Annotated in this window: 20 protein-coding genes; 2 read left to right on the plus strand and 18 right to left on the minus strand. The window is 64.0% G+C overall.

The annotated features are described in order from the left end of the window. Positions 1 to 269 precede the first annotated feature (269 nt). The 4 genes from THIDRDRAFT_RS07260 to THIDRDRAFT_RS07275 form a co-directional block, all read right to left on the minus strand. The gene (locus THIDRDRAFT_RS07260) at positions 270 to 1,007 is read right to left on the minus strand and encodes an alpha/beta fold hydrolase (RefSeq protein WP_342610828.1); all 738 of its coding nucleotides are present in this window, start codon (positions 1,005 to 1,007) and stop codon (positions 270 to 272) included. After that, a complete protein-coding gene (gene folE2, locus THIDRDRAFT_RS07265) occupies positions 998 to 1,852 on the minus strand; it encodes a GTP cyclohydrolase FolE2 (protein WP_007040177.1) in 855 nt (284 codons plus the stop codon). The genes THIDRDRAFT_RS07260 and folE2 overlap by 10 nt, the downstream gene beginning before the upstream one ends. A 245-nt stretch (positions 1,853 to 2,097) precedes the next feature. Further along, complete coding sequence (gene ispA, locus THIDRDRAFT_RS07270; protein WP_007040178.1) at positions 2,098 to 2,991, minus strand: (2E,6E)-farnesyl diphosphate synthase; 894 nt, start codon at positions 2,989 to 2,991, stop codon at positions 2,098 to 2,100. Then, positions 2,984 to 3,226 carry an exodeoxyribonuclease VII small subunit gene (locus THIDRDRAFT_RS07275; protein ID WP_040844180.1) on the minus strand — a complete coding sequence of 81 codons (243 nt, stop codon included), beginning with the start codon at positions 3,224 to 3,226 and terminating at the stop codon, positions 2,984 to 2,986. The genes ispA and THIDRDRAFT_RS07275 overlap by 8 nt, the downstream gene beginning before the upstream one ends. A 135-nt stretch (positions 3,227 to 3,361) precedes the next feature. Between THIDRDRAFT_RS07275 and parE the strand changes: the two genes are divergently transcribed. Next, positions 3,362 to 5,248: a DNA topoisomerase IV subunit B gene (gene parE / locus THIDRDRAFT_RS07280; RefSeq protein WP_007040180.1), complete on the plus strand. Its 1,887-nt coding sequence runs from the start codon at positions 3,362 to 3,364 to the stop codon at positions 5,246 to 5,248. Between the two features lie 40 nt (positions 5,249 to 5,288). Here parE and THIDRDRAFT_RS07285 read toward each other — a convergent pair whose 3' ends face one another. The 9 genes from THIDRDRAFT_RS07285 to THIDRDRAFT_RS07325 form a co-directional block, all read right to left on the minus strand. Continuing rightward, a complete protein-coding gene (locus THIDRDRAFT_RS07285) occupies positions 5,289 to 8,888 on the minus strand; it encodes an EAL domain-containing protein (protein ID WP_007040181.1) in 3,600 nt (1,199 codons plus the stop codon). Positions 8,889 to 8,930: 42 nt separating this feature from the next. Continuing rightward, a complete protein-coding gene (locus THIDRDRAFT_RS07290; RefSeq protein WP_007040182.1) occupies positions 8,931 to 9,602 on the minus strand; it encodes a YceH family protein in 672 nt (223 codons plus the stop codon). Between the two features lie 67 nt (positions 9,603 to 9,669). Beyond that, positions 9,670 to 10,281 carry a histidine phosphatase family protein gene (locus tag THIDRDRAFT_RS07295; protein ID WP_007040183.1) on the minus strand — a complete coding sequence of 204 codons (612 nt, stop codon included), beginning with the start codon at positions 10,279 to 10,281 and terminating at the stop codon, positions 9,670 to 9,672. Further along, positions 10,278 to 12,443 carry a tRNA(Met) cytidine acetyltransferase TmcA gene (locus tag THIDRDRAFT_RS07300; protein ID WP_007040184.1) on the minus strand — a complete coding sequence of 722 codons (2,166 nt, stop codon included), beginning with the start codon at positions 12,441 to 12,443 and terminating at the stop codon, positions 10,278 to 10,280. Before THIDRDRAFT_RS07300 ends, THIDRDRAFT_RS07295 begins: the two co-directional genes overlap by 4 nt. 6 nt (positions 12,444 to 12,449) lie before the next feature. Continuing rightward, positions 12,450 to 12,746: a hypothetical protein gene (locus tag THIDRDRAFT_RS07305; RefSeq protein ID WP_007040185.1), complete on the minus strand. Its 297-nt coding sequence runs from the start codon at positions 12,744 to 12,746 to the stop codon at positions 12,450 to 12,452. A gap of 94 nt (positions 12,747 to 12,840) precedes the next feature. Beyond that, positions 12,841 to 13,278, minus strand: a complete 438-nt coding sequence (locus THIDRDRAFT_RS07310) for a YqaA family protein (protein WP_007040186.1) — start codon at positions 13,276 to 13,278, stop codon at positions 12,841 to 12,843. A 182-nt stretch (positions 13,279 to 13,460) separates the two neighbouring features. Continuing rightward, entirely contained in the window at positions 13,461 to 13,670 is a 210-nt protein-coding gene (locus THIDRDRAFT_RS07315; protein ID WP_007040187.1) for a hypothetical protein, read from the minus strand. Beyond that, positions 13,667 to 14,215, minus strand: a complete 549-nt coding sequence (locus THIDRDRAFT_RS07320) for a hypothetical protein (protein ID WP_007040188.1) — start codon at positions 14,213 to 14,215, stop codon at positions 13,667 to 13,669. Before THIDRDRAFT_RS07320 ends, THIDRDRAFT_RS07315 begins: the two co-directional genes overlap by 4 nt. Before the next feature lie 382 nt (positions 14,216 to 14,597). Further along, positions 14,598 to 15,074 (minus strand): DsrE family protein, encoded by a 477-nt coding sequence (locus tag THIDRDRAFT_RS07325; RefSeq protein WP_040844183.1) that lies wholly within the window; start codon positions 15,072 to 15,074, stop codon positions 14,598 to 14,600. 433 nt (positions 15,075 to 15,507) lie between these two features. Between THIDRDRAFT_RS07325 and THIDRDRAFT_RS26360 the strand changes: the two genes are divergently transcribed. Further along, entirely contained in the window at positions 15,508 to 15,648 is a 141-nt protein-coding gene (locus tag THIDRDRAFT_RS26360) for a DUF3096 domain-containing protein (protein ID WP_007040190.1), read from the plus strand. 158 nt (positions 15,649 to 15,806) lie between these two features. Here the strand turns inward: THIDRDRAFT_RS26360 and THIDRDRAFT_RS07330 are convergent, their stop codons facing one another. The 5 genes from THIDRDRAFT_RS07330 to THIDRDRAFT_RS07350 form a co-directional block, all read right to left on the minus strand. Further along, the gene (locus THIDRDRAFT_RS07330; protein WP_007040191.1) at positions 15,807 to 16,181 is read right to left on the minus strand and encodes a Rieske (2Fe-2S) protein; all 375 of its coding nucleotides are present in this window, start codon (positions 16,179 to 16,181) and stop codon (positions 15,807 to 15,809) included. A gap of 74 nt (positions 16,182 to 16,255) precedes the next feature. Further along, the gene (locus THIDRDRAFT_RS07335; protein ID WP_007040192.1) at positions 16,256 to 16,483 is read right to left on the minus strand and encodes a hypothetical protein; all 228 of its coding nucleotides are present in this window, start codon (positions 16,481 to 16,483) and stop codon (positions 16,256 to 16,258) included. Between the two features lie 249 nt (positions 16,484 to 16,732). Further along, positions 16,733 to 19,456: a bifunctional diguanylate cyclase/phosphodiesterase gene (locus THIDRDRAFT_RS23675; RefSeq protein WP_007040193.1), complete on the minus strand. Its 2,724-nt coding sequence runs from the start codon at positions 19,454 to 19,456 to the stop codon at positions 16,733 to 16,735. Between the two features lie 67 nt (positions 19,457 to 19,523). After that, complete coding sequence (locus THIDRDRAFT_RS07345; RefSeq protein WP_007040194.1) at positions 19,524 to 20,918, minus strand: sensor histidine kinase; 1,395 nt, start codon at positions 20,916 to 20,918, stop codon at positions 19,524 to 19,526. Continuing rightward, positions 20,915 to 21,589, minus strand: coding sequence for a response regulator transcription factor (locus THIDRDRAFT_RS07350; protein ID WP_007040195.1), 675 nt, complete (start codon positions 21,587 to 21,589; stop codon positions 20,915 to 20,917). The genes THIDRDRAFT_RS07345 and THIDRDRAFT_RS07350 overlap by 4 nt, the downstream gene beginning before the upstream one ends. Positions 21,590 to 21,785: the final 196 nt, after the last annotated feature.

A 21,785-nucleotide genomic window follows, 5' to 3' on the forward strand; every position in this document is an offset into this window, starting at 1 on the left:
AGACTCTGAATGATTGTCGATGATGACTCAGCGCGCGCTCTGCATCCGGCGGCGCGACGTTCCGGTGCGCGCTCGGTCGGGTGCCGAGCGGCGCGGGCGATAGGTTCGCGAGCGAGCTGAATCCTTCACTGATGAGGTGCGACGGGGAACGGCTGGACCCGCGTTGAATGGGGTCCAGTATACCCTTCGAATCCCGGCAAATCAGGCGCGTTCTGACACATCGGCGTGCCTGCGTCGCGCTGGAGCGACGTGGTGCGGATCGCCCGAAATCAATCGGACAATAACTGGGCGAGTGCGTTCGGCGCTTCCAGGAGCGGATTGTGCCCAACGCCCTCGATCAGGTGGACCTGTGTCGCCGGGCGGCGCTCGGCGACCTGGCGTGCGATCTGGATGAACTTGCGGTCCTCGCCTCCGACGATCCAGGTCAGATCCCCAGGATAGCGATCGAGGTCGTCCCAGGTGCTGGGCATCTCGGCGAGACCGAGGCTGGCGAGACAGCGGGCCAGTCCTCCCGGGCGATGGCTGAGTCGGATCCGGCGCTGGCGTTCGAGTGTGGTCGGCGGTAGCGTCTGCTGGGTGGCGAACAGCGGTTGGCGCTCCCAGGCGCGCACGAATGCCTCGATGCCCTGGGTGTGCAGGAGCTGGATCCAACCCAGATCGGTTGCGCGACGCTGGTGACGCAGCTCCCGATCCGTCAGTCCCGGATCTGCCGAGATGATGGTGGCGGCGCGAAAGCGCTCGGGCGCGGCCTGTAGCAATCCGAGCGCGACTCGCCCGCCCATCGAGTAGCCGATCAGTGAGTCGATGCTGGCCGGAAGCCTGGCCAGCAGCATGGCGACCTCTTCGCTGAAGGTACCGATGGGGGCGGGCTCGTGCCTATGGCCTGGCAGATCGATCGCGACCCTTGATGCGTCCTCGGGGAGGCAGGCGGCCCAGTCGGCCGCGCAGCCGGTGAATCCATGGAGCAGCAGGGTGCGCGGTGCGCTGGAGTTGGAGGTCAGAGCGATGCCTCGGCCATGCGAGCCTCAGCCTGCTTGTCCCTTTCGATCAGGGCGTAGGCCGAGTGGTTATGAATGGACTCGAAGTTTTCCGCTTCCACCACATAGGAGAGGATGCGGTCGTCCTGGTTGAGCCGCTTGGCGACGTCGCGCACCAAGTCCTCGACGAACTTTGGATTGTCGTAGGCGTGTTCGGTGACGTATTTCTCGTCCGGGCGCTTGAGCAGGCCGAAGAGTTCCGAGGATGCCTCATGTTCGATCAGTTCGATCAGCTCCTCCAGCCACATGAGTCCCTGCATGCGCACCTGCACCGTGACGTGCGAGCGCTGGTTGTGCGCGCCGTAGGCCGAGATCTCTTTCGAGCAGGGGCAGAGACTGGTCACGGGCACCACCACCTTGATCTCCAGTCGCGGTTCGCCGTGACGGATCTCGCCAATGAAGGTGACGTCGTAATCGAGCAGACTCTCCACTCCGGAGACGGGCGCCTTCTTGCTGATGAAGAAGGGGAAGCGCATCTCGATGTGGCCGGCCTCGGATTCCAGCCGATGCGACATCTCGGTGAGCATCTCCTTGAAGGACGAGACGCTGATGTCGCGCTCGTGGTTGTTCAGCACCTGCACGAAGCGGGACATGTGCGTCCCCTTGAAATCGTGCGGGAGATAGACGTTCATATTGAAGGTGGCGACCGTGTGCTGCTCGCTGCCGCCACGCTCGCGCACCCGCACGGGGTGGCGGATATCCTTGATGCCCACCTTGTCGATGGCGATGCGGCGGGTGTCGGCGCTCCCCTGAACGTCGGCAATATCGGTCGCCGCGCGCGCGGCGCAGCAATTGGGTTCGAGCGCTTGCTCCATGGGTCAACTTCCTCGGCGGATCTGCACGGCCTGATGCCGGACGATTTGGGTTCTATTAGACCGAAAATAAAGCGAGAGTTGCTCCCGCCGGTCGTGCGATGCGGTGTGCGTTCAGGTGGATTCGGTTCGATCCATGCTTGTTGGTCGGACTCGAAACGGACAGGCTGCAGACCTGGGTGTCCAGTGCATCCCGTCCGAATCGCGTCCTCTGGCCTTGATGTCGATGTTCCGGTGGGTGCGGTGCCTCAGCTCTTGCGTCCCAGCAGACCGCCGGCGATCCAGCGTAGCGGGTCGGCCCCGGCCGGGAATATCTCGATGGCCGAGAGTGCCTCGGCGATGAGATTGGCCGCCATCTCCTTCGCCTCGGTCAATCCGACCAGGGAGGGATAGGTCGCCTTGTTGAGCGCCTGATCGCGGCCTGCGGTCTTGCCGATCTCGGCCGTGTCGCCCTCGACATCGAGTACGTCGTCCTGGATCTGGAAGGCCAGACCCAAACATTTTGCATAGCGGTCCAGGCGCTGGGAGTGATCCGGGTCGAGCGATCCGTGGGCCAGCATGCCCATCTGGACCGAGGCGCGGATCAGTGCGCCCGTCTTGTGGATATGGATGTGTTCGAGCATGGCGACGTCGAGCGGTTTGCCCTCGGCGGCCAGGTCCATCGCCTGTCCTCCGACCATGCCGCGTGCGCCGCTGGCGCGTGCGAGCGCCTCGACCATGAGGACGCGATTCTCGGCGGCGATCCCGGGGGCTTCGGACAGTGCCTGGAAGGCCAGGGTCTGGAGCGCGTCGCCGGCGAGGATGGCGGTCGCCTCGTCGTAGGCCTTGTGGCAGGTCGGGCGACCACGGCGCAGATCGTCGTCGTCCATTGCCGGCAGATCGTCGTGGATCAGCGAATAGGCATGGATCAGCTCCACGGCGCAGGCCGGGCGGTCGAGCAGGTCCGACTCGATGCCGAGCGCGGCGCCCGCCGCGTAGGTCAGCAGCGGACGCAGCCGCTTGCCGTTGGAGAGCGCCGAGTAGCGCATGGCCTCGTGCAGCCGCGCGGGCTCAACGCTCACCGGGGGCAGCAATTCATCGAGTGTGGTGTCGACGCGCGCTTGACAGCGCGCGCGGAAGGCGTCCAGGTTCTGATCAGTCATGGATGTCGAAAGGCTCTGGCTCGGCGCTGGGCCGTGCATCGGTAAGGATTCGCACCCGCTGCTCGGCCGCTTCGAGCGACTGTTGGCAGAGTCGGGTGAGACCAATCCCGCGCTCGAAGGCCGCCAGCGATTCCTCAAGGGGCATCTCGCCCTTCTCCAGTGCGTCGATGAGTCCTTCCAGTTCGGTGAGGGCTTGCTCGAAGGTCGGTTCGGGCGGATTGGTTGTTTTCTTCATGGGGTTTGAATCTGAGTTTCCAGGTACGGTACCGTAGGTCCTTTTGGCGGTCAAACCAGCCTCGGTCGAACCAGGGCCTCTGGATTGGCCATTCTCCCTCATCCACGTCCCTCCTTAGGAAGATCACGCAGCGCCATGACCGGCAATTACGACGCTTCAGCCATCGAGGTCCTGATGGGCCTCGATCCAGTGCGCAAACGCCCTGGGATGTACACGGACACCAGTCGTCCAAACCACCTGGCCCAAGAGGTCATCGATAACAGCGTCGACGAGGCACTGGCCGGCCATGCGCGGGCGATCGCCGTGGTGCTCCATGCCGACGGCTCGCTGGAGGTCGCCGACGATGGTCGCGGCATGCCGGTCGATATCCATCCTCAGCAAGGGTTGCCGGGCGTCGAGGTCATCCTTACCAAACTCCATGCCGGCGGCAAGTTCAGCAATGACAATTATCGCTTCTCCGGCGGTCTGCACGGCGTGGGCGTCTCGGTGGTGAACGCGCTCTCGGGCCGTCTGGAGGTTTGGGTCAAGCGCGGCGGGCATGAGTACCAGATGGCCTTCGAGCATGGCAATAAGGTGAGCGATCTGGTCCAGGTCGGTACGGTCGGGCGCGGCAACACCGGGACCCGGTTGCGCTTCTGGCCGGATCCCAAATATTTCGACAGCCCCAAGTTCGCCACCCGGCCGCTGACCCATCTGTTGCGGGCCAAGGCGGTGCTCTGTCCGGGGCTGGAGGTGCGTTTCCGCGACGAGGTTGCGGCGGACGAGCAGGTCTGGTGCTATCGCGAAGGGCTCAAGGACTATCTGGTTCAGGAACTGAAGGGTGCCGAGACCATCCCCCCCGAGCCCTTCGTCGGCGATCTGCAAGGCTCCACCGAGGCGGTCAACTGGGCCGTCGCCTGGCTGCCCGAGGGCGGCGAGCCAGTGGCCGAGAGCTATGTCAATCTGATCCCGACCGTGCAGGGCGGTACCCATGTCAACGGGTTGCGCAGCGGTCTGACCGAGGCGGTGCGCGAGTTCTGCGAGTTCCGCAACCTGCTTCCGCGCGGGGTGAAGCTGGCGCCGGAGGACATCTGGAACAAACTCAGCTACATCCTCTCGGTCAAGCTGCTCGATCCCCAGTTCTCGGGCCAGACCAAGGAGCGGCTCTCCTCGCGCGAATGTGCCGCCTTCGTCTCGGGCGTGGTCAAGGATTCGTTCAGCCTCTGGCTTAACCAGCACGTGGCCGAGGGCGAGCGCATCGCCGAGCTGGCGATCGGCGCGGCCCAGGCCCGGCTGCGCGCCGGGCGCACCGTCACCCGCAAGAAGGTCACTCAGGGGCCGGCATTGCCGGGCAAGCTCGCCGACTGCACCGCGACCGATCCCGAGCGCGGCGAGCTGTTCCTGGTCGAGGGCGATTCGGCCGGCGGCTCGGCCAAGCAGGCGCGTGATCGCGAGTTTCAGGCCATCCTGCCGCTGCGCGGCAAGATCCTCAACACCTGGGAGGTGGATCCGGCCGAGGTGCTGGGGTCGCAGGAGGTCCACGACATCGCCGTCGCCATCGGGGTCGATCCCGGCACCGACGACCTCTCCCGGCTGCGCTTCGGCAAGATCTGCATCCTGGCCGATGCCGATTCGGACGGCGCCCACATTGCGACCTTGCTGTGCGCGCTCTTCCTCAAGCATTTCCGACGACTGGTGGCCGAAGGGCATGTCTATGTCGCCATGCCGCCGCTGTATCGGATCGATGTCGGCAAGCAGGTCTTCTATGCCCTGGACGACGGTGAAAAACGGGGCATCCTCGATCGTATCGCCGCCGAGAAGATCAAGGGCAAGGTCAATGTTCAGCGCTTCAAGGGCCTGGGCGAGATGAACCCGGCACAGTTGCGCGAGACCACCATCCATCCCGATACCCGGCGCCTGGTTCAGCTCACGGTCGATGCGGACGACGAGAGCGAGCGTCTGCTCGACATGCTGCTCGCCAAGAAGCGGGCCGCAGACCGCAGGGGCTGGTTGCAACAGAAGGGAGATCTGGCCGAGGTGTGATCCCTTCCTGGTCATCCGGTCGCGGCCCAGGGCGGGGGTGTTAGGCCGCGAAGGCGCAGATGAGGTTGTAGCAGACGTGAACGTCCTCGGACATGTCGAGGAAGTTCATGGTCCGTGCCCGCCAGCCCCTGTAGTCGAACCCCTGGTCGAGATGATCCATGTTGCGGAATCCCATGCTCCAGTCGCTGAAGATGCGCTTGTCGATTCTGCCTTCGTAGAGACGGGTGACGTTTCGATGCCGAGGGTCGGCCTCGATGCGCTCCATCAGGCGCTGGATGCGTGGATAGCTGCCCTCGATCATCTGCATGAAGGAGCCGTTGAGATAGAGCAGGAATCCGGTGATGCCCTGGGCCCGGTTCGTCTCGCGCGCGAAGCCGAGCAGATCCATGAGGGCGTCCTGACTCATGGGCTGGGTCGCCAGGCTCACGTAGAGCACGGCATGGAGATCCTCGGGCATCGCTTTGCGTTCTTGCGCGTCGCTTTCGAGCAGTAAGGAAAGGAATTCGGACGGCGGCAGGGGGCGGTGAAAGAAATAGCCCTGGACATAGTCGCATCCGATGTCGCGCAGATAGCCGTGCTGAGTTTCGTTCTCGACCCCCTCGGCGACCACCTGGAGCTGCATGGCGCGGGCCATGCTGCATACGGCCGAGACGATGGCCTTGCTGTCGTGCCGCTTGTCGAGCCCGTCGACGAATTCGCGGTCGATCTTGAGAAAGTTCACCGGCATGCGCAGCAACTGGGCCAGAGACGAATAGCCGGTGCCGAAGTCGTCCACGGCCACCCGCAGGCCCAGATCGGCTAGGCGGTGGAGCAGACGGAGATTCGAGGTGACGTCGCTCATCAGCGACGTCTCGGTCAGTTCGAGCAGGAGGCGGCTCGGGTCCGCCCCCGTGTCACGCAGGATTTCGGAGAACGCCTCGACCACCGACTCGTCGTTGAGCTGACGTGCTGAGATGTTGACGCTGACATAGGGGGCCTGTTCGCCGAAGCGCGCGAACCAGTCGCGCTCGGCTTCGCAGGCGGCCTGGAACACCCATTTGCCGATCGGCACGATCGAGCCGCTCATCTCGGCGATGGGGATGAAGAGCGAGGGCGGGATCTCGCCTGTGGGAGGCATCCAGCGCAGCAACACCTCCGCCCCTCGGATGATCTGGCTCTCGGTGCAGAGGATGGGCTGGAACCGGATCTCCAATTCCGCGTTCTGGATTGCCTGGCGAAGTCCGTTACTGATGTCGAGCCGTTTGCGCGCCTGTTCGTGGATCTCCTCACTGAAAAAGCGCCAGCCGTCGCGTCCTTGCTCCTTGGCCGAATACATGGCCGTATCCGCGTTGCGCAGCAACTCCTCGGCGCAATGGGTGCGTCCGTGTCCAATGGCGAGTCCGATGCTCGCGGTGGCGAAGAGTTGCCGTCCCTGCAGGTCGAGCGGCTCGCGCAGCGCGTCGTTGAGCCGTTCGGCGAGGCTCACGATGGAGACGGAATCGTCGACCTGATCGCAGAGGACGACGAATTCGTCCCCGCCGAGTCGGCCCACGGTATCTCCAGGTCGGACGTGCTCGACCAGCCGCGTGGCGATCCCTTGCAGCAACGCGTCTCCGACGCTGTGGCCGTGCGTGTCGTTGATGAGCTTGAATCCGTCGAGGTCGATGAAGAGCAGGGCGACCGCGTGGCCCTGTTTCTTCGAGCGGGCCAGGGCGTGCGCGAGACGCTCCTGCATCAGATCGCGGTTCGGCAGCCCGGTCAGCGCGTCGTGCGAGGCGCGCCAGACCAGTTCGGTTTCGGCGGTCTTACGGTCGGTGATATCGCGCAGTGCCGCGACCAGGATTGTATCGCCGTCGGCGTCGAATCGGGAGATGGCGACCTCGACCGGAAAGAGCGAGCCGTCACCTCGATAACCGTGGACCTCGGTGCGCATGCCCATGCGTCGTTCGTTGTCGGCCTCTGCCTGGAAGCGCCGGATGTTGTCGGCGTGCCGGCGGCGCGCCTGGGGTGGAACCAGTTCGTGGATGGAGAGCCCCAGCAGTGCGCCACCGGCGTAGCCGAACAGGTCGTTGGCCCGGTGGTTGGTCTCGATGATGGTGCCCGAGGAATCGGTGGCGATCACGGCGATGTCGGCCATGGCCAGGCACTCATAGGAGGCGATGGTCTGCTGGAGTCGGACCGCATGGGTGTCGACACAGCTCAGGATGTATCCGGGCCGCTCGGCGTGCAGATGTGGGCTGATCTCTCCGATGACCCTCAGCCGTTTGGGGGTGCCATCGGCGAGTCTGGCCGTGAGAGCGTCTTGCCATTCCGTGTGATGTTGGTGCCGAGTCATGAACTCGGCGAATGCCTCCGCTGACTGCCAGAGCGTTTCGACCGGGACGCCATGCAGTGTATGCCGTTCATCGAAGCCCCAGAGCCGCGAAGCGGCACGATTGACGAATGCGATCCTTCCATCCGCGTCGATGCCGATGACGGCGAACTCCGGCATGTTGTTCGCCCCCTGGGGCGGCGCTGTCTGGTCCTGGGCTGGGGCGAGTGGCTGTTGGTCTGTTGGCTCGGACGCGCTGGCTGGCTCTGGGATGGGGTCGAAGGATTGAATGATGCTGAAGGTGCCATCGAACCTGCAGCGCGCCAGATGGGTGGCGAGACGGACGCGGTGGCTGACCGGGTCCATCCGCACTGGACCCTGTGGACCGTCCAGTTCGAGCCGCTCCAGCGCGCTGATGAGCGCGGAAGGCTCCAGGCTGCCGGCTTGCTCGGCGGCTCGGGCGAATCCTCTGACGCAGAGATAGGTGGACGCCCCGACTTTGGCAACGGGTGGCAGCGGGGTCTCGGTGTCCCCCAGTTGGTTGCCGAGTGCGGCCAGATAGGCCCGATTCGCCGGGTTATCCAGGCAGGTGAAATAGCTGCCGCAGGCAAAGACGCCCTCGCGCACCTCGGGTGCGAGCCGTGCGGCGACCGATTCGTCGAGCCGGCTTGCCAGGACCGCGATACGCCGCTTCAGTCCGCGCCGGGTGAAGCGAGTCAGGAGCGCCGGGAGATCCTTGCGGTCGAAACAGGGCAGGAAGACATCGACGCCGGATCGCTCGACGTGATCTAGGAGCGTTTCCATCTGCACCCCATCCAGATCCAGATGTTCGGTCGAGACCAGCTCGCCGCCGATCGCCTCCAGCGCCCGGGACGCGGCCTCCGTCGTGCCGCACGACCAGGCATCCCGGCCGCCAGCGATGAAGAATTTCGGACCGGCGATCCGGGCCATGCGCTCAAGCACGGGTGTGACGTTGTGCACGGGCAGGGGGGTGAATCGAAAGACCTCCTGCGATGCCTCGTCGAGGGTTGCGCCATGGTCGAGCGCGATGCGTGGACGGCTCGGCGCGACCGAAGTGCTTGGGTTCCCGATCAGCGCGTCGCAGCCGAGCACCTCGGTCAGGTGTCGGGTTGCCGCTTCAAGCCCGAGGGTCGGTGCTGCTTCGATCAGTTCGATCGGACGCCCGAGGAGACCGCCTGCGGCGTTGAGTTCGGTGCAGGCCGCCTGCGCCGAGATGCGGATTTTACCGAGCTGGCGGGCATCCACGACCTTTGCGGATGGAAGGAGACCCAGTCTGATCGGCTGTGGCGGGCCGCTTTCGATCGGACTCAGTGGTTTGCTCGATGACACGGTGGCAGACCTCGGGTTTGGGTTGCACGTGACGCTGGGAGGCTAGCGTTGATCCGAGAATCCGGTGAGTTCCCACAGCCGATCCAGCTCGTCGCGTAACGTGGCGACCTCGGCTTCCAGCGCCGCGACGCGATCCTCCGCGTGCGTCGTTCTAGACGTCTGTCGGTTCGGCGCGGGTGCGTCCTGGGCTTCCGGCTCGGGATGTCCGCACAGCAGATGGGCATAGCGCTCCTCGCGTTTTCCAGGTAGGCGGGGCAGTTCGGTGACGAGCGCACGCTCATGCCCAGACAGTCCCTGGACCGTTTTGGCGACGCCCTCCAGATCGGTGAAATCGGCCATGCGGGCGCAATTGACGCGCAGTTCGCCCAGGGTCTGCGGCCCGCGTAGCAGCAGGACGCAGAGCACGGCCTGTTCCTCGCGGCTGAGAAAATAGGTGCCGACCATCTTGTGGTCGTAACGCTCGGTCCGTCCGTTGGAGCTTTCATGGACCAGGCCCCGGTCGCGTAGCCGATTGACCGTGTTCCCGACCTCGCCCTGGGTCAGATGCATGACCGGGTGACGGGCCGTCTTCTGATTGCAGGCGCTGACGAGACCGTTGAGTGTGAGCGGGTACTGATCCGGGGTCGTACGCTGCTTCTCCATCAGACAACCGATGACACGCGCTTCGAGTGGCGTCAGCTGAGCGGTCGAGCTGGATGAGTCGTCTTGGGGCATGGTTTCGCCTGTTCGTTGAGAGTCGATGGGGCTGGAGACGGGATCTTCACGCGGAATGCCGGTCGAGTCACGGATGCTTGGACTGGTCGCATGCCTGGAACCCGCCATCGGCGTGCGGCTCGATCCAGAGACATTCGCCATTCTTGCGCTTCATATCGAGAACGGTGGTTCGTGGCAATCCCATGACCTCGCGTGTGATGACGTCCATGACCCAGCCGTGGGTGATGACCAGTATATGGGTGCCGACGTGGTCGCAAGCGATGGCGTTCAATGCATTCATTACCCTGTTTGCGAAGGGGTCGAGCGCCTCGCCGTCTTCGAAGTCGCAGCAGGGATTGCGGCGTGCGATCTCCTCGTGCAATCCGGGATGGGTCAGCGACAGCTCCTGCTTCGGCATGCCCTGGATGTGCCCGAAATGGCGTTCCTTGAGACCCGGATAATAGTGCGGCGGACCCAGGCCCCAGGTCGCGGCGATGATCTCGGCGGTCTCGGCCGCCCGTTTCAGCGGGCTGGAGCAGATGTGCGAGAACGGGTGACGGGCGAGCTGTTGGGCGAGCTCGCGCGATTGCGCTCGTCCTCGCTCGTTGAGCGGGACGTCGGTCCAGCCTTGCAGAATGCCGGTAAGGTTCCAGTCGGTCTCGCCGTGACGGCTGATGCACAAACGTGTCGTATCGCTCATGCCGCGCCCGCCATCAGTCGTCCGACCGCGCGGCGCAGCCGGGTCAGGATCTCCTCGCGTCCGCTGGCGTCCAGGCAGCGGGCCAGGTCTCGCGCTGGGCGAAGCTGCAGACAGACGGCGACCAGGATTGCCGCCTCATCGGCGGTGACGACCCCCTGTTGCATGGCGGGTGCGAGGCGTTGCTGGGTGAGTTGGTGAAGCAGTGGCAAGCTGGCCTCCAGTGTGCGATGGCCCGCGACGAATCCTCGGAGCTCGTCGCGGCTGTCCGAATCCAGATCCGTTGGGGCGAGATGCGGTGGCGTGTCGAGGGTGCGGATGAGCGCCGCCGCGATCGAGGGGGCCAGTCGCCGCAACGGTCCGGCGAGCAGGACCGGAAGTCGCGCGGTCAGGCGCCCCTGGGCGCGGCGGATGAGTCGGTCGCCCCGATCGCTCGTCGCCCCGGCGACCACGACCGCATGCTCGCCGCTCGCCGCGTTGCGGCTGGTGCCGATCTGTAGCGTCGCATGGCCGCAATGGTGCCAGAAGCGCAGTAGCTCGGGGGTGGCGCCGAAGCTGGCGCCGACCAGGTCCAGATCCTCGCTCACCGCCTGCCGCTGTACCAGATGCAACAGCATGCGGCCGAGACCTCGGCGCGCGGCCGCCGGATGCACGGCGATGCGGATCACCCGCAGATAGCGCAGTTGTGGTGCATCCATCAGACCGGCATGGGCGGAGAGCGTCTGAGGCAGCAGATGGCCGCGCGGACGGCGGTGTCCCATGAAGATGGCCTCGCGTAGTGAGGCGTCCTCGAAGCCGCCTTCCTCGGCCGCGAGCAGCGTGGCGGCGACATGCCCGTCGTGACGCAGCACCAGCACCCGAACGTTGGGGCCATCCAGGAGCATACGCAGATCCATCGGGCGGGTTTGGTAGTGGGCCAGCACCAGGAGTCCGAACAGTTCGCTGAGCGTTCTTTCGTCCTTGACGAGCGCGTCTCGGTCGAGTCGCTCGAAGCGGCAGTTCCCCGGGCTCGCCGAGGCCAGTTTGTCGTCGGGTGCCGGGGTGGCGTCGAGCAGAAGCGCGCGCAGTGTCAGGGCCTCCAGCGGATCCTCGGGTGCCCAGCGGATCGGCGTGGACAGCTCGATCGCGCGCCAGTTGGGTGTGAGATGGTCGAGCGTTGCGCGAAAACGGATCTCGAAGCCGCGTCCGGTGCCCTCGTAGCCGTGAACCGTGGTCGAGAAGACGATCCGGCGATAGTGCGCGAGCAGGGCGTCGAGCAGCGGGGTCGGAATGGCGGCCGCCTCGTCGATCAGCAGCAGATCGGCCTCGGGGCGCTCCTCGACGATGGCGTCCGGCGAGAGGAATAGAATCCGCTCCCTGGCGTTCGGTCGCTCGGTCTCCGTCAGCACGCAATCGAGATGGGCGAAGACGCTGTCGACGCTGGCGCGTTTGGGTGCGGTCAGCAGGATGCGCAGCTCCGTCTCGCACAGCAGACGTCCGGCGGCGATGCCCAGCGCGGCGCTCTTACCGCGTCCGCGATGGGCCGTCATCACCAGCGGCCGGCGCGCGCGGCCGCGTGCGGTCTTGAGGATGGCCTCGACCGCGAGCCTTTGGTCGGCGGTGTTGGGCTGGCTGCCGGTCGTTCGGTGCTCTGCCGGAGCCGGTTGCGCGCGCGGTGTGTCGGCTGTCCATTGGGCCGGCTCGGTGTCGGATTCGCGCAGATGCAGGATGCCCTCGGCGTCCTGGAGCGTTCGGACCAAGCGGGCCAGGAAGCGTCCGCCGACCGCTTCGGCGCCGTGCGGCCAGACGGCGATGCGCTCGGCCTGGGGATCCGGCAGAGTGGGCCAGACGTCGAGCGGCGGGGCGAGCAGGATCAGCAGCCCGCCGCCGCGAATGGCCCCGGTGGCGGCACCGAATCCGTCCGGATCGAATCCGCTGTGGGCGTCGAAGACCAGCAGGTCCAGGTCTTGGCCCAGCAGGGCGAACGCGGAGCGCATCGGGTGCACCTGGGGCGCGATGGGGCGCTCGGAGAGCCAGACGGTTTCGACTCCCACGAGTCCGTCCACCAGCTCCCGCGCCCGCTCGGCCGTCCAATCCGCCGAGCCGCTGAGGAGCAGGGTGCGTCGTTGGTTGGCCGAACGGGCCTGTTCGATCAACGGGATGAGACGGTCCTGCCGTTCGTTCATGTCGGGCTATTTGAACAGATCATCGGCGGCGCTGCGTAGCTGGTCCGGGTCCGTACAGCCGTTTCCAGCGTCATTGGGCGAGGTCGGCTCGAACAGCTCGCAAAAATTCGCCCGGGTCTTGTCCAGAACCCGCTCCACCATGGGTTCACGACATGCGTTGGCCAGTCCGGGGGCGTAATGGGCGCAGTTGCGGCAGCAGCGGGTCGGTTTGTCGCATGCGCGGCAGCTTGCCTCGCGTCCGTAATCGGCGGCGGTCAGGGCGCCGCCGCAGTTCCAGCAGTGACCTAGGATGGTGTCTGGCATCGTTCGACCTCCCAATAGGATCGGTTCATGAATGTGCGCCGATCATAAGCAATCGGGAGGCGGCGGACATGGACTCCTGCCCATCGCCGTCCATTCAGGACCCGCCGAGCGTGATGGCCGCGAGTACCAGATAGCGCCCGCCCTTGGCGAACGTCACCAGACAGAGCAGGCGCCAGAGCGGTTCGCGCAGGACTCCCGCGACCAGCGTGAGCGGGTCGCCCACGACCGGGGCCCAGCTCAGCAGCAGAGACCAATGGCCCGCGCGGCGATAGAAGGACTCGGCCCGTTCGAGTTGTTCAGGGCCGATGGGGAACCAGGGGCGGTCGCGCCAACGTACCAGGGAACGCCCGAGCCACCAATTGACGACCGAGCCCAATACATTGCCGGTCGTGGCGACCGCCAGCAGGCTCCAGGAGGAATAGTCGTCGGACAGCAGCAGTCCGATCAGCAGCGCCTCGGACTGCAACGGCAATAGTGTGGCTGCGCCCAGTGCCGACAGGAACAGCGCCAGATAGCCGGACAGTTCCAGCATGAGGGAGTTCGGGCCTCAGTCGCCTTGATTCGGCGCGGTCTCTATGCGCGCACGCGGATCGACGAACGCCTGGTCGATGTTCGGTGCTTTTGACGTCCTGGAGATCTGTTGCGTGTTGGAGCGGGGTTGCGGTGGCCGCGACCCGCCTGAGGGTTTTCTCGGACGGATCGCGCGCGTGCGCCTTATTGGCCGTTATCCGGATTCTGCTCGTGTTTCGTCGGGGCCACAGGGATGCAGCGAATTCCGACCGCGCGGCGGACGACGCTGGTCGTCATGGTGCCGTCTGGTTTGAGTGCGTCTTGCGGCTCCTCGGATGCCACTGGCGCTTCGTCCGGGTCGTCTCGGGGGGTGCAGCGGATACCGAACGCGTGGCGAACGATGGTGGTCTTCATGGTGAAGTCTGGCTCCAGTGAATGCCGGTTAAACCGGTCTCGACGGCTGTTCGAGCGGTCTTCCAGTCGGGTGGTTGAGTCTGCGCCGCCTTCATGGCTGCATCGATCGCTGTCCGTGACCGGTTCAGCGGCAGCCATCCGAGCCTGGTCTCGGCTCGATAGCGTTCGGAGGCGCTGGCTTGCGTTTCGAGCCGGATGGCGATCCAGCGATCCCCATCGGCCTCGCGTCCCAGCGAGGACATGGCCTCGTCTTGTTCCTCCTGGATTTCCTCATCCTCCGCCGGAAGCCCCAGTAGGGTCAAGTCGTCGCGCGCATTCTGGATCGCGACCCGCAGTAGGCCCGCCTCATGGTCGGTGATCGCCGATCGGGCCCGTTCGAGATTGTCGTGGATGTCGGTGGCGAGCGTTTGGACCATCGGCCACTGCTGCTGGTCAGGGGGCGGCTGCACCTGACCCGATGTTGGGGACGCGGCGAAGGTGCCAGCGCAGTTGACGGCCAGGAGGGCGGTAAGGATGCACGCGAGGGGGCGGTTGAGGTCAGGCATGAGTCGAGCTCCAGGGAGGATTCCAGCCATTCTTGGGCAAATGATGGGCCAAGGCTCGAGTGTCGTGAGACCGGTGAATGCATCCTCACGAGAGGGAGGCGTCGGGTCTTTATCACCATCGTGACTGGAAACGTTGGTCCATATGCACCAAAGGCGATGCTGCCGAACTCGGCTCTCCCTCGCGCTCGGGCGCAACGCCGTGCCTGTAGTTCGGGCGACCCAGTCTGTCGGCACAAGGATGTGCCGAGATTACGCTCGTCTGGCGCTGGATGCATTGGAAGAGGATGTGGGGCGGTGCGCCGACTTGGGTGGCGCCTTGAGAGGGCGGCCCCCTGGGCCGGGCGCCGGTCCAGGGGCTGGAGTTTGCGGGCGAACCCGTCGATCAGGGCTTGATGTAGGTGAATCCCATCTGCTGCAGTCGCGAGAGCTCCGCGACACCGCTTGGGACGATGTCTGCATCCTCCACGTCATAGAGCGCGTCTCTGGGGATGTTGCGTCCCTTCAACGTGTTGGCGCAGACCTCGAAGGCGACGCCCTGCTGTTTGAGGCCGGCGATTCGGGCCTGCATCTCAGAGGTCCCGTTGGCGACCTTCATCTTGGTCCCTTCCAGATAGTCTGGGTCCATCACCAGCGAGACGCCGTCGCCATGCATCACGATCTTGAGTTCGATGTTGTCGGCGCCGACGGCATTGACGTGGTTCTGCACGTTGCGCAAGGCGGCGACCTGTGCTTGGGCGTCGTCGCCGTTGATGTGATAGACAACCTTTTGTTTTCCGTAGCGGTCGTTGGCCAGGAGCGGGCTGCTGAGCGTGATGGCGATCAGGATGAGGGCGAGTGTTGTGAGTGGGCGTTTCATCATCTTCTCCAACGGTGGATCTTTATTGGTTGTCGTGGATGACGCCGACCTTGCCCGTCCGGAGCGCAGCCGACGCGGGACCCGCGAGAGACGCCGGATCCTCCCGGAGAGACGCGCGGAGCGCGTCTTCCAGGCTCTGAACTGCTCCTTGATGTGGCGAGCCCTCGCCCGATGATTCCGCTCCCCTAGGAAGAGATTCCTGCGATGAGGCGGCGTGAAGGCGGGTGGGTGAAGGCTCTCGACGGCCCGAGTGCAGGGGCCGATCGTGGCGAGATAGGGGCGCGATCGAAGGGTCGCAATGCTGGTGTGGTCTTGGGAAGTGGCATGCTTCGTGCTTTCGTTATCCCGAATCCGAATGGTTGCGCGGCCTGTCACGGTGGCCCTGTTTCCAGTTCGGACTCGGGTTTTTCACGACATCTCGCTGGAGGTACGTACCATGGGTATCATGATGATTTCCCCATTGCTTTCGCTGCTGGCCGGGGTCGCTATCCTCGTCTGGCCAAGGCTTCTCAATTACATCGTCGCCTTCTATCTCATCTTTTTCGGTCTGCTCGGCTTCGTGGCTCAGATGCAATGAGACGCGTGCGGCATTCGTACAACGGACTCGGCCCGAGTCGGGCCGAGTCCATTCCTCGAAAGACCACTGCGGATCGGTCGTCACGGCGCTGGAGCGCCGTGCGAATTGGATGGCGGGGTCATGTCTGAAAACGGGATACGAGGTCGATCGGCAATCGTCTAAGTTGAGCGCTTCACGCGCTTGTCGGTGATGTACACCTGCCCATCGAGTTCTGTCGAGCGCAACGCTTCGAGTTTTTCGCCGGCGCAGAGGACGCTCAAGGATTCGCCTGTTGTCGGGTCGTAGACGATCCCATGCATCGAGCAACGCAGGCGTTCCCGCCCCTCATCGAAGATGGCGTCGTGCATGCAATCCAGACGGCGCACCATATGCACGCATTGATTCAAGTAGGCGTAGACCTGGCCTTCATGCCGCAACAGGATGGCGGTGTGTGGCTCGCCCTTGAATAGCAGAGGCACGATCCGGTGTTGCTGATCGTCCAGATCGGCGCTCGCGCAGACCGCCAGCTTACGTTTCTCTCGTATTGTATTCACGGATCAGAATAGGGCCTTGTAAGCCGGTCTGTTCAGAAACGAGCGGGCACTTTTCGAGTCGATTGGAGGCGTGCTCATCCGAGCTGCTCGCGGCGGTAGTTGATGGTTTTGAACAGCTTGCGAGTGACGTAGGTCGCGAATTCTTCGCTGTTGTCGTAATCCCGTTCGATGGCCAGCGTGGCCAAGGCATCGATCGCGTTCCGCAGCCGTGCGATTTCGTCCAGTCCCCGGCCGCAGGTCAGACAGCGCTCGCCGTCATCGCGACAGGCATTCTTGCCGTGGCAAGGCTCAAAACGGGCCATCGTTCAATCCTCCAAGAATGCCGTGCAAAGTCTTGCCGTCCGGTGCCTATCGATGCTCGGGGACCAACGGAGGGCGTGTTTTGCTTTGGCGTTGTTGGTAGCACTAAGCAAACCGCGAGCCAGTATTGATGTTTTAGGATTTCAATGACTTGGGAGTTTTGCGCGCCCTGTGCTACAGCGAATCGTCGTGTTTGCGACAGAGCGCTGGCGGGGGCGCGTCTCTCAGGCGGCTCCTGAGTGCCTGTTGCCTCAGGCTTCGATTGGATGCTGGGTTTTCTTCGGTGCCGCGAACGGTAGCAACAGCGGTGCGATCTCCGTCGCCGATACCGGCCTGCCATACAGGAATCCCTGGACTTGGTCGCAGTGCTTGGTCTTGAGGAATTCGGCCTGTGCCTCGGCTTCGACTCCCTCCGCGATGATGATCTGCCCCAAGGCATGTCCCAGTGCGATGATCGATGCGATGATGGCCATGTCGTTCGGATCCTCGGGGATATCGTGCACGAACGACTGGTCGATCTTGAGCTTGTCGATGGGCAGCTGTTTGAGATAACTCAATGAGGAATATCCGGTGCCGAAATCGTCGATGGCGATCTGAACGCCGAGTTCGCGAATGCGGTTCAACTGCACCACGGAATGCTCCAGGCGTCGCATCACGAAGCTCTCGGTGATCTCCAATTCGATCCAGCGCGGCTCGCAATCGGCCTCAAGGAGCACTTCGTGTACCGTTTCGGCGAAACCGGCTCCGCGAATCTGATTGCCCGAGATGTTGACGGCGATGCGTCCAAAATCGAGTCCCGCATCGTGCCAGGCCCTGGCCTGTCGGCAGGCGGTCAGCAGGACCCAGCGCCCGATTTCTAGGATCACTCCATGTTGTTCCGCGATGGGCACGAAGCGCGCTGGTGATATGTCTCCCAGTTCGGGATGCCGCCATCGTAGCAAGGCCTCGACACCGCTCAGCTTGCGGTCAGCGAGGTCGAACTGCGGTTGATACACCAGTGCGAATTCTTCCCGTTCCAACGCCCCCTTCAGCGCAGTGTCGATCACGGCATGCTCGATCGCCACTTTGGTCAGTTCCGCGCTGAAGAACTGATAGCCGTTGCGACCGTCTTCCTTGGCGCGGTACATGGCGATATCCGCGTTGCGCATCAGCTCGTCGACCTCTTGCCCGTCCTGGGGGTAGATGCAGATGCCCATGCTGGCGGTCATGAGGATGGGGTGTCCCCGAACAGGGAACGGCGTCTTGAAAACCTCGATCAACTGTTCGACGGCGACCCTGGCATGCTCGGTCGGTCCGACGCCCTCCAGCAACACCATGAACTCGTCGCCACTGATACGGGCAACCGTATCCTCCTGACGGACGGCCTTGGCCAGGCGGTGTGCGACCTGTCTCAGCAGCTCATCACCTGCCGGGTGACCTTGGCTGTCATTGATGTGCTTGAACCGATCCAGATCGACGAAGACGAGCGCCAGTGAGCCCGAGCATCTTTCCGCGCGTTCGATGCTCTGCTGCAGTCGGGCGTTGAACAGCAAACGGTTCGGGAGCCCTGTCAGTGCATCGTGATGCGCCAAGTGATCCAAGCGTTGCTCGGATTCCTTGATATGGGTGATGTCGAAGAAGGAGATGATGATCTCGATCAGTTCCCCTCGTGCGTCCGACAAAGGGCTGCCGTTGGCCAGCATCCAGGTGGTGGTCTCGCGGTCCGGTCGGACGACGCCCAGTAGCATATTTTCCAGCGGTTGTCGGGTGGCGAGAATACGGCTGACGGGATACGACTCCACGGGCAAGGTTTGCATCTGTCGGTCGACGAAGCGCCAATAGGGATCGATGGCCAAGCGCCCCGCCATCTGCGCCTCCGAAAGTCCTAGCAGCGTCTCGGCGCGGTCATTCGTCAACAGGATCGATGTGTCGGGCGCGTGCACGACGACACCGGAATCGAGATGGTCGATGAGGGCGCGCAGCCGCGCCTCGCTGACCTGTAGCGCCTCGTTTTTTGTCTTCAGTTCCTTGGTGCGCGCCATGACCGTCGCATCCAGCTGATCTCGCGCAAGCCGCAAGCGTTGCTCGGTGGCACGGTGTTCGAGCACGACGCTTTGCAGAATCAGGGTTGAAATCACCTGGATAGCGATGAAGAGTTGCAGCTCGATGAGATTCGCGTTGGCATCGGCGCCGATGAAGTGGCCATGACCGATGAGGAATGCGGTGATCGCCGCAGCGGAGATGAACACGACCGAGGCGAAGGTGATGCTGGGAGTCAGGCGGAACAGGGACCACATGACCAGCGGCGTCAGGCTGACGAGGGCGATGTGACCCGCGACATGTTCGGGCAGCATCAGACCATGGAGCGCGGTAATGCCCAGCACCACGGCGAAGAGCCAAGCCTCGGGCAGAATCCAGCGTGAGAGCGAGTGCCGCTCAAGCGATAACAGGAACGGCGTGATGACCAGCACGCCCACGGCGTCGCCCGTCCACCAGGTGGCGAAGGTTGCGCCATAGCGTGACCAAGGGATGAAGCCGGTGGCACAGAGGCCGGTCACACCGAATAGTGCGCTGAGAAAGGTGCCTGCCACAACGCCGAAGAGGATCAGGGCGAAACCCTGAGCCGCCGTCTTGTAGGGGCGTGTGGTGTGGGTGGTTCGCTGGATCAGATAGGCCCCGAGGACGGCGCTCAAGACATGGCCGACACCATTCGCGGTGCCGGCCATCAGCGCGTTCGAGAGGCTCTGCAAGGAACTGGTATCGAGGTAGGCCGAGACGTTTACAGCAAAGGCGCCGAGGAAGATTCCCGGCCAGATCCAATAGCCGCGCCGCAGCACGGCGGCGAGGATGATCCCGGAAGGGATCCAGACCGGAGAGACGTAACCTGGCGGAAGCGCCAAGCTGTGTCCGAGCTTGGCGGTGGCAAAGTACAGGATGGCCAGGACCAGGATGTCTCGCCAGCGTTGATACGTTTGCCCTGAGAGTAGGGCTGTCATGGGTGTCTTCCAGCTTGCGCAGTCTATCGTTGGCGCTAAGGATACAGGGACGACGCAATCCGCTCTCTCATTCTGACGTTTCAGCACCAGGGACTGTGCTATCGGTTGTATCGGTTGAATGCTGGCCGCTGGCAACCGGATGCGCGGTTTCCTTCTCGCCCCTCAGCTTCAGAACGACCCGATGCCCACCAGACCCGGCCTCGTTCACATACCCCCACCCAAGTCGCTCCGTCAGCTGTGCGGTCAATTGCAGACCCAATCCGAATCCGAGCGATTGTTGCGTTTCCTCCTGGGACTCCGGGCGGCTGTTGAGGATCTCGATACGGCCTTCCTGTTGTCGGATCGAGACCCATCCGTCCCAGGTGTGCTGGAAGGCGTTGCGGATGAGGTTGCCGAGTACGATGCGAGCGGGAACCTCGGGGACAGAGAGGTTGTACGGGTGGGTGTCCAGACAGATGCAAACGCGCTTTTCGTTGAGCAGATAGCGCATTTCCTCGACCAATTCCTCGACGAGCGCGTCAAGTCGTACAGGGTGCGACGAGGGTGCCTCTCGACCCTCACGGCTCAGCCAGAGCAGGGTTTCGGTCAGGTGCTGCATGTTGAGGCTGGCCCGGTTCATGCGCTCGAGCACTTGGCTCTGGCGGATATCGACCGGGTTTTCGCTCGTTTCCCGCAAGCGAGACAGCAGCTCCAGATTGCTGCGGATGACGGCGATTGGGGTGCGCAGCTCGTGACTGGCGTGACGCAGAAAGCGGTGCTCGCGCTCCAGGCTCTCCTGCACCGAGGAGAGGCTGGTCCGGATCAGTTCGGCGAGCGCGTTGAGCTCGGGGTAGGAGAAGTCAGGCGGCGGCTCGCGCAGACGCTGGGGATCGAGCGCTCCGGTCCAGCGTCCGAGCGCGGCGACCGGGCGCGAGATGCGCCTCAGCAGCAACCATATGATGAGACCGAGCGTCGCCACGATGAGGATGCTGATGATGATCAGGGTATGCATCGACCGGGCGGCATTGCGGCCGATGATCTTCGGCGAGGTTGCGGCGGATACGGTCTTGGCGATGAAGAGCGTTTGACCCTGGCGCTCCAGACGCATGGCGAAATGGATGATGTCGGGGTGTTCCAGCCAGCGCGATGTGTGCTGCTTGTAGAGTAGGCACTGGGCCTCGGGCGGCTCGGGGAAGGCCGCCTGGATCTCGGGCGGCATTCGCCCCCAGTTGCGGGTGATGTGATAGCCGCTGAAGAGACTCGGCGCCTCTCGCTGATCGAAGGGCACGCCATTCAGATAGCGCTCGGCGGCTCGCTCCATGTTGCTGGCGACGATGTTGTCCATGCCGCGAATGAAGAACTGGACCGAGAGCCAGGAGTAGCCGACCACCAGGACGCAGCCCAGGGCCAGGAAGGAGAAGATCAGGAACCATTTGAGACTCAGCTGCCCGCGCGCATTGCCCGGTATCGGCGATGCCTTCATGGGTCCGGTCCCTTGATGACGAAGCCGTGACCGGGAACGGTCTGAATGAGCTGAGTGGGGAAGGGCGCGTCGACCGCCTTGCGCAGATGGAAGAGGTGCACCTTGAGGCTGTCGCTGTCCGGCATCTCCTCGCCCCAGACCGCCGACTCCAGCGCCTGCCGGGAGACCACGGCAGGTGAGGCGCGCATCAGCGTCTCCAGCAGCCGCCAACCGGTCGGAGTCAGCTTGAGGGACTGCCCGGCGCGGGTCGCCGACCGCTCGGCCAGGTTCATCTCCAGGTCCGCGCAGCGCAGACACTGAGCCTGGCCGCTGCGGCGCCGGGCCAGGGCCTGGACCCGCACCACCAGTTCCTGGAGGGCGAATGGCTTGACCAGATAGTCGTCGGTGCCGGCGCGGAATCCGTCGAGCTTGTCCTCGAGCTGGTCGCGGGCGGTGAGCATCAGGATGGGGGTGTCGTTGCCGTCCGTGCGCAGACGTTGGCAGACGCTCAGACCGTCGAGCCGGGGCAGGTTGAGATCCAGCAGCAGTGCGTCGTAGTGCCCGCGCCGCATCAGCTCCAGTCCGGCCATGCCGTTGCTGGCATGGTCGCAGCGGATGCCTTCCAGATCCAGATAATCGACGAGGGTCTGGGCCAGGTCCAGGTCGTCCTCGACCAGCAGCAGGGTCAGCATGGCCGCCTCCGCCCGCGAGCCCGGCGTAGGGCGCAATAGCGATAGCGTATTGCGCCGCATGATCGCATGCGGTTTGCGCTTCGCTGTGATGGTTGGCGGAGAGGTGCTGAACAATCGAGGAATAGAGGTCGAAAGAAACCTGCCGCGTAGGGTACGGGTTGCCTTTCGGCGCAATACGCTGCGCTATTGCGCCCTA

This window comes from Thiorhodococcus drewsii AZ1 (assembly GCF_000224065.1).
Lineage (GTDB): Bacteria > Pseudomonadota > Gammaproteobacteria > Chromatiales > Chromatiaceae > Imhoffiella > Imhoffiella drewsii.